Here is a 7,415-nt window from a genome sequence, read left to right as displayed (position 1 = left end):
CCCACCCCAACACACCCGCCTGGGCGGGTGTTCACTGCGGGTCCGGGGCCCCCCCCCCCCCGGCGGGGCCCCCCCCCCCCCCCCCCCCGCCGGGGGGGGGCCCCCCCCCCCCCCCGGCGCCGGCGTGTGAAGCACCGCACGGGCCCGGTGGGCCGCGGGTCGGGTCAGCTCCCGACCCGCTCCCGCGCGCGCGGGATGCCGAGGTCCCGCCAGATTCCGTCGACCGCCTCGGCGAACTTCTCCACGTCGCCGGTGGTGTGGGTGGCGGACGGGGCGACCCGGAGGATCTCCTCCCCGGCCCGCACGCTCGGCGCGTTGATCGGCTGGACGTAGATCCCGTGCCGCTCCAGCAGCAGGGCTGACGCCTGCCGGCACAGTCCGTCGTCGCCGACGAAGACGGACACGATGTGCGACTGGTCCGAGACGAACGGGATGTCCCGCTCCCCCAGCAGCCGGTGCAGCAGGCCGGCGTTGGCCGCGAGCCGGGTGCGCTCACGCTCGGAGGAGCGCAGGTGCTGCACGGCCGCGAGGGCGCCCGCGGCGGTGGCCGGCGGGACGGAGGTGGTGAAGATGAAGCCGCGGGAGAAGCTGCGGACGGCATCGATCAGCGCGGCGGGACCGGCGATGTAGCCGCCGGCCGTCCCGAAGCCCTTGGCCAGGGTGCCCATGACCACGGTGAACTCGTCGGCGATCCCCTCGCGGGCGGCGATCCCAGCGCCCTGCGGGCCGTACATGCCCACCGCGTGCACCTCGTCGACGAAGGTGGTCGCCCCGTAGCGGCGGGCCAGGGCGGCCGCCTCGGCGAGCGGTGCGATGTCGCCGGACATCGAGTACACCGACTCCAGCACGATCAGCTTCGGCCGCTCCGGGTCGGCGGCGGCCAGCAGTTCCTCCAGGTGCGCCATGTCGTTGTGGCGGAAGATCCGCTTCTCGGCCCCGGAGTGGCGCAGTCCGTCGATGATCGAGGCGTGGTTCAGCTCGTCGGAGAAGGCGAGGGTGCCGGGCGCCCGGCCCGCCAGCACGGTCAGCGCGCCGTCGTTGGCCGTGAAGCCGGAGGGGAAGATCAGCGCCTCCTCCTTGCCGTGCAGCTCCGCCAGCTCGTTCTCCAGCAGGACGTGGTAGTGGTTGGTGCCGCCGATGTTGCGGGAGCCGCCGGATCCGGCGCCGAAGGCGTCGACGGCGTTCTTGACGGCTTCCAGGACGAACGGGTTCTGTCCCATGCCCAGGTAGTCGTTGCTGCACCAGACGCTGATCTCCACGTCGCCGGCGTCCTGCCCCTGCCGCGCCACGGCACTCGGGAACCGTCCGGCGCGTCGGCCGATCTCCAGGAACTCCCGGCGCCGGTCGCCGAATTCCTCCATCTCGCGTGCGAAGAAGTCCAGGTGCTTGTTCATCGGGTCAACTCACTCTCCGTGTAGGGAGCCGGTACGGATTCACGCAACCGAAGCCGCGGTTTGTCGGGTTTGCCGGAGGCGTTGAGCGGCAGTTCGTCCAGCAGCAGCACCGCCTCCGGCACGTGCAGGGGGGACAGGGCCGTACCGACGCGCGAGCGGACGTCCTCGACGGCGACCCGCGCGCCCGGCCGGGGCACGATCGCGGCGTGCAGGTGCTCGACGTTGTCCAGGTCACGGACGCCGTACACGGCGGCCTGCGCCACCCCGGGCACGGCCAGCAGCTCGCGTTCGACGACGGCCGGGTAGACCTTGACGCCGTCGGTCTTGACGACGTCCGCGGCCCGGTCCAGCAGATGCAGGTATCCGCGCGCGTCGAAGCGGCCGATGTCGCCGGTGCGGTACCAGCCGTCGCGCAGCACCCGGGCGCTGAGCGCCGGGTCCGACCAGTAGCCGGCCATCATGTGCGGCGAGCGCACCCAGACCTCGCCCACCGCCTCGGCGGGCAGGTCCCGTTCGGTGTCCGGGTCGCGGATCGCAACCTCCACCTCGGGGAACGGACGGCCCACGGTGGTCAGCAGGCTCGGGTCCTGGTGGTCACCGGGATCGAGCAGGGTGATCCGGCCGCCCTCGCTGGTGCCGTAGCCCTGCACCAGGACGGGACCGAACACCTTGTTCGCCTCGGCGATCCGGGCCGGGGCGGCGGCACTGCCGCTGTAGATCACCTGGCGCAACGAGCCGAGGTCCGCCTCCTTCGTCCGGGCGTGGTCGAGGAGTTGGTAGAGGTGGGTGGTGGCCAGGAAGGTCCGGGTGATCCGGTGCTCGGCGACGGTCCGCAGCACCGCGTCCGCGTCGAGCTCCTCGTGCAGGTGGACGGTGCCGCCCGCGGCGAGCACCGCGTCGGCCATCGGCCCGACGGTGTGACTGAGCGGGGTGGTGACCAGCAGCCTGGCCCGGTCTCCTTCGCCGATCGAGGCGCCGGTGGCCGACACCACGCTGTCCCAGGCCCTGGCCGGCAGTGCGATGCCCTTGGGCCGCCCGGTGCTGCCGCTGGTGAACGCGATCAGCGCAAGCGCCTTCGGATCCCAGACCGCGGCCACCGCGTCCGGCTCCCCGGTGGCCGGCGCGACGACGCCCGCCCCGCGCAGACCGAAGCCGGTGACGGCGATCCGGCCTCGCGCCCGGCCGGCGAGCAGGAGGGCGCGCTCCGCGTGCTCCCGGTCCGTGAACAGCACGGTGGCGGAGGTGTCCAGCAGGATGCGCAGCTGGGCTTCGGCGGACAGTACGTGGGAGGTGTCTCCGGGGTTGGTGGAGCGCAGGTAGCAGACCGCGCCGCCGAGCAGATGGGCCGCGTAACGTACGGCAAGCATGTCGGGGCTGTTGGGCGCGACCAGGACGGCGACCACGCGGCCGGGCCCCACGCCCAGTTTCCGGAGGGTGCGGGCGGCTCCGGTGACCGTCCGGGCGAACTCCCCCGCCGGGACGGGCCGCCCCCGCCAGTGCACGGCGGTGCGGTCGGGCGCGGTGTCGAGCGCGGACATGATGCGGGCCGCGTAGCCCAGGTGCCGGCTCCACCAGTCGTCCGGAACAACCATGGTGACCTCGATTCGGTGGGCGACTGCTTCTGGACCGGGGCGTCGCGGATCTCCGCGGCGCCAGGCCAGCATTCCGGCGCCGGAGGAGGGCGAGAAGATTCGGACGGCCTGCCCGATCGGGCGGCCCACCAGGGCGCACCTACCGGTGGCGGACGGTGTCGGCGCAGGTCAGGGGATGACCGTCGATGTCCGTGCGGTGCCGCTTCCGGAGGGTCCGGCGGCGACGGCGCGATAGAGGTGGCTGATCGGTCAGGGTGTCGTCCCGCCGGTCAGGGCCCGGTCGAGCAGCCCTATCGACCCTGTCGTGGGCGGGTGGCCGCTGGAAGAGTCCACCCCCGGAAGGCACTCGGTTCCTTCGTCCGGATCCGTCCCGGTCCTGACAGGGGCCCCTCGTACCGCCGGGCACTCGGACACCGGCCCACCACTGTCGGCGGAAACCGCCGGACCTGCGCAGTAAGGATGATCTCGTTGAAATTCGCCTGGGTTGACCTCCGTTCCACCGCCGCGGAACAGCGCGAGGCCGTCGTCGACGCCGCGGTCCACGCCCGGCTCGCCGGTGTTCTCGACGACCGCCTGGACACGCTCGCGACGCTGCCTCCGACGGTCCAGAAGATCCTGCTCGCCGAGCCCGGCGCGGTGCTCCCGCCGGAGGCGGGGGACGTCGCCGACCTCGTGCTGACCCCGGTCGCGTCCGCCGCGGAGCTGGACAAGCTGAAGCTGACCGCCGGGGACGACGCCGGCGCCTTCGTCGAGGTGGTCGACGACGCCACCCTCAAGGTGGCCTGCGCCGCCGCCCAGGCCCTGGCGTACACCGTGGTCAGGTTCCGCGACCCGACCAAGATCCCGCTGGAGATCGTGATCGCGGCGGCGGACAAGAGCGCCGGGCGGCTGATCTGCGAGGCGGGCGACCTGGAGGAGGCCGGCATCATCGTCGACGTCCTGGAGAAGGGGTCGGACGGCCTGCTGCTCGCGCCCAAGGACGCCAACGACGTCTTCGGCCTGACCGCCTTGCTCGGGTCCACCACGCCCGACCTCGAACTGACCACGCTCACCGTGGAGTCGATCGAGCACAACGGCCTCGGCGACCGGATCTGCGTCGACACGTGCACGCACTTCGAGAAGGACGAGGGCATCCTGGTCGGCTCGTACGCACACGGTTTCGTGCTGTGCGTCAGCGAGACCCACCCGCTGCCGTACATGCCGACCCGCCCGTTCCGCGTCAATGCCGGCGCCCTGCACTCGTACGTCATGGGCGCGGACAACCGCACCAACTACCTCAGTGAGCTGAAGGCCGGCAGCACCGTGCTGGGGGTCACCGCGGACGGTCGCACCCGCCGGATCGTCGTGGGCCGGGTGAAGCTGGAGTCCCGTCCGCTGCTGACCGTCCGGGCCAAGGCCGACGACGGCACCGAGGTCAGTCTGGCCCTCCAGGACGACTGGCACGTACGGGTCCTGGGTCCCGGTGCGGCCGTGCTCAACTGCACCGAGCTGAAGCCCGGCGACAAGCTGCTCGGGTACCTCGCCACGGACAAGCGTCACGTCGGCTGGCCCGTGGGTGAGTTCTGCATCGAGAAGTAGCGGGGCCGGTGCGGGTCCCGGTCCTTCCCGGTCCGCACCGGGGACCGGGGCCCGCACCGGCACGACCCGGCCTCCGGCCTCATCCGGGGGCCTCGCCTGAATCCGAGGAAGGGAAGGTGTGATGACGGACGAAACGGACTTCGGGACATGGCTCGGCACGCTGCTGTCGGACCCCGGTCACCGGGGCCGGACGTGGGCCGTGCACGGGCAGACCGAGGTGAGCCGTGAGGCGCTGCGGGACGAGGTGGCCCGTGCGCGCGGAATACTGGAGGCGCACGGGGTCACCGAGGGCAGCACGGTGGCCGTTCAGGTGCTGCCGAGCTTCACCCTGCTCTGGTCGCTGTTCGCGCTGTGGTCGGCGGGCGCGCAGGTGATGCTGCTCGACCCGCGGCTCACCCCGGCCGAGACCGGCCGGCTGCTGGAGGTGTGCGAGCCGCAGTTCTGGCTCACCTCGGGCACGTCCGCGCAGACCTTTACCCCGTTCCGGGACGAGTGCGAGGTCGTGGTCGAGCGCCGGCCCGCCGACCGGGCCGCGCAGGGCCCCCACCGGCTGATCCAGTTCAGCTCCGGCTCCACCGGCCTGCCCAAGGTGATCGGGCGCACCGGTGAATCGCTGCGCGAGGAGGTGGCCCGCTTCGGGCTGCTTCCCGACATGCCCCGTGCCGGTGAACGCGTGCTGCTGCTCAGCTCGTTGGCCCATTCCTTCGGTCTGATCGGCGGGGTGCTGCACGCGCTGGCCGCGGGCGCCGAACTGCATTTCGTCGGCAGTCTGCGGCCGAAGGAGCTGCTGCGGGTGGCGGGTGAGCACCGGGTGAACGCCGTGCTCGGCGTCCCCGCCCACTTCGACCTGCTCGGCCGGGTCGCGGATCCTCCCGTCCTGCCGGACCTGAGGCTCGCCGTGTCGGGCGGGGAGATCCTGCCCGTGGAGACCTTCGACCGCTTCCGGGAGCGCTACGGGGTGCGGATCGGCCAGGCGTACGGCATGACCGAGACCGGCATCATCGCCACCGACCTGACCGGGCGCGACGCGCCCCCGGCGGTGGGACCGCCCGCGCCGGGCATCCGGACCCGGGTGGTGGACGGCACCTTGCGGGTGCGGCTGCCCGAGAACCCGTATCTGCACGCCGACGCCGACGACCGGTACGTGGACGGCTGGCTGAGCACCCGCGACCGCTGCGCGGTGCGGGCAGGTTCCGGCGTGCTGGAGATCACCGGCCGCACGGACACCATGGTGGCCATCGGCGGGCTCAAGGTCGATCTGACGGAGGTCGAGTCGGTCCTAGCGGAGCACTCCGCCGTGACCGAGGTGGTGGTCGTCTACGGCGAGGCCATCGAGGCCCACCTGGTGGTGGAACAGGCCCTTTCCAGGGCCGAGTTGCTGGCCTGGTGCAAGGAACGGCTCAGCCCGCACAAGATCCCCAAGGCGTTCCACTTCCGGACGGGGCTGCCGCGCACCTCCAACGGCAAGCTGGTGCGCAACCGGGAGCTGCTGCACACCGCGCGGGAGCACAGCAGGCGGATGGTGGCCCGGTGATCGACCGCGATGTCGTGGGGACCGGTCCCGAACCCGTCACGGTGACCGTGGAACGCGGCCGCCTCCAGTTCTTCGGCCTGGTCCTGGGGGCGGACGGCGGCGTCTTCGTCGATCCGGCCGCCGCGCGGGCCGCCGGGCACCCGGACCTGCCCGTGCCGCCCACCTTCCTCTTCGGCCTCGACCTCGAAGCCTTCCCCGGACTGCCGGCCGCGATCGGCGTCGACCTCTCCCGGGTCCTGCACGTGGAACAGGGGTTCACCTACCACCGCACGGCCCACGCGGGCGAGCGGCTCACCTTCGCCCCGGTCATCACCGATGTGTACGCACGCCAGGGCGGTGCGCTGGAGTTCGTCGTGCGCGACACCTCCGTCACCGACGCCGCGGGCGAACCGGTGGCCGAGCTGCACCAGGTGATCGCGGTCCGCCGCCCCGTGCCGGACGAGGAGTCCGCATGACGGAGTTCAGCCTTTCGACGGCCGAAGCCGGCACCGAGCTGCCGGAGTTGTCCGAGCGGCGCATCACCAGAACGCTGCTCGCGCTGTTCGCCGGCGCCTCCGGCGACCACAATCCGATCCACATCGACACCGACGCCGCGCGTGCGGCCGGGCTGGACGACGTCATCGCCCACGGCATGCTGTCGATGGCCCTGCTCGGGCGGCTGCTCACCGCATGGGTGCCGGTCGGGGACCTGCTCTCCTTCCGGGTCCGCTTCTCGGCCCCCACCCCGGTGCACGCGCGACTGCGCTGCACCGGGGCGGTCAAGGCCGTCGAGGAGGCCCCCGGGGGCCACGGCGGCGAGCGCCGGGCCCGGCTCGGTGTGGCGGTCCGGATCGTCGACGGCCCGCTCACGGTGCGGGGCGAGGCGCTCGTCCGCCTCCCGGCACACCCCGGGGAGCCGGCATGAGCGAGACCCGCGCGGCCGAGGCCCTGCACACCCGGATCGCGCGGGAGCGCGAGCGCCTCGGCGCACTCGACACCGCGCTCATCCACCTGATCCGGTCCCGCGCCGAGGCCGCGCGCGGGCTCGACGAGCTGCGCCGCGAGGCCGGCGGTCCGCGGACCGACCTCACCGGTGAGAACGCGATGCTGCGCGGCTACCACGGCGCGCTGGGACGCCGCGGCGCGTCGATCGCCCTGCTGCTGCTCGGACTCGGCCGGTCCGAGGGCGCCACCGGCGGCGGCTGAGCGACACGGGCGGCACGTATACGGCGGTGGGCGGCGGGGTTTTACCCCCGCCCCCCCCCGGTGGCCCAGACGCGGGGCTCCGTGGCCCCATCCCCCTCCCCCCGCGGCCGGGCTCACGGCGCCCGGGGCGGT

Annotated in this window: 7 protein-coding genes; 5 read left to right on the top strand and 2 right to left on the bottom strand. The window is 73.1% G+C overall.

All coding sequences use genetic code 11. The features are described from left to right. Positions 1-164: 164 nt before the first annotated feature. Positions 165-1,394 carry a 5-aminolevulinate synthase gene (gene hemA / locus ACZ4FH_RS36775; RefSeq protein ID WP_467310480.1) on the bottom strand — a complete coding sequence of 410 codons (1,230 nt, stop codon included), beginning with the start codon at positions 1,392-1,394 and terminating at the stop codon, positions 165-167. Next, positions 1,391-2,986, bottom strand: a complete 1,596-nt coding sequence (locus ACZ4FH_RS36770; protein ID WP_467310478.1) for a class I adenylate-forming enzyme family protein — start codon at positions 2,984-2,986, stop codon at positions 1,391-1,393. Before ACZ4FH_RS36770 ends, hemA begins: the two co-directional genes overlap by 4 nt. A 468-nt stretch (positions 2,987-3,454) precedes the next feature. On the opposite strand from ACZ4FH_RS36770, the gene ACZ4FH_RS36765 reads away from it, so the two are divergent. The 5 genes from ACZ4FH_RS36765 to ACZ4FH_RS36745 all read left to right on the top strand — a co-directional run bounded on the left by ACZ4FH_RS36765 (position 3,455) and on the right by ACZ4FH_RS36745 (position 7,283). Then, on the top strand, positions 3,455-4,564 hold the full coding sequence (locus tag ACZ4FH_RS36765; protein WP_467310476.1) for a 3-dehydroquinate synthase II family protein: 1,110 nt from the start codon (positions 3,455-3,457) through the stop codon (positions 4,562-4,564). 121 nt (positions 4,565-4,685) lie between these two features. Further along, positions 4,686-6,098: a class I adenylate-forming enzyme family protein gene (locus ACZ4FH_RS36760; RefSeq protein ID WP_467310474.1), complete on the top strand. Its 1,413-nt coding sequence runs from the start codon at positions 4,686-4,688 to the stop codon at positions 6,096-6,098. After that, positions 6,095-6,553 (top strand): MaoC family dehydratase N-terminal domain-containing protein, encoded by a 459-nt coding sequence (locus ACZ4FH_RS36755; RefSeq protein WP_467310472.1) that lies wholly within the window; start codon positions 6,095-6,097, stop codon positions 6,551-6,553. Before ACZ4FH_RS36760 ends, ACZ4FH_RS36755 begins: the two co-directional genes overlap by 4 nt. Then, positions 6,550-7,002, top strand: coding sequence for a MaoC/PaaZ C-terminal domain-containing protein (locus tag ACZ4FH_RS36750; protein ID WP_467310470.1), 453 nt, complete (start codon positions 6,550-6,552; stop codon positions 7,000-7,002). The genes ACZ4FH_RS36755 and ACZ4FH_RS36750 overlap by 4 nt, the downstream gene beginning before the upstream one ends. Further along, a complete protein-coding gene (locus ACZ4FH_RS36745; RefSeq protein ID WP_467310468.1) occupies positions 6,999-7,283 on the top strand; it encodes a chorismate mutase family protein in 285 nt (94 codons plus the stop codon). Before ACZ4FH_RS36750 ends, ACZ4FH_RS36745 begins: the two co-directional genes overlap by 4 nt. The last annotated feature ends 132 nt before the right edge of the window (positions 7,284-7,415 follow it).

This window comes from Streptomyces sp. NPDC024555 (genome assembly GCF_055559335.1).
Note: the sequence above shows the minus strand (reverse complement) of the source record. Positions and strands in the feature narration are given on the sequence as shown.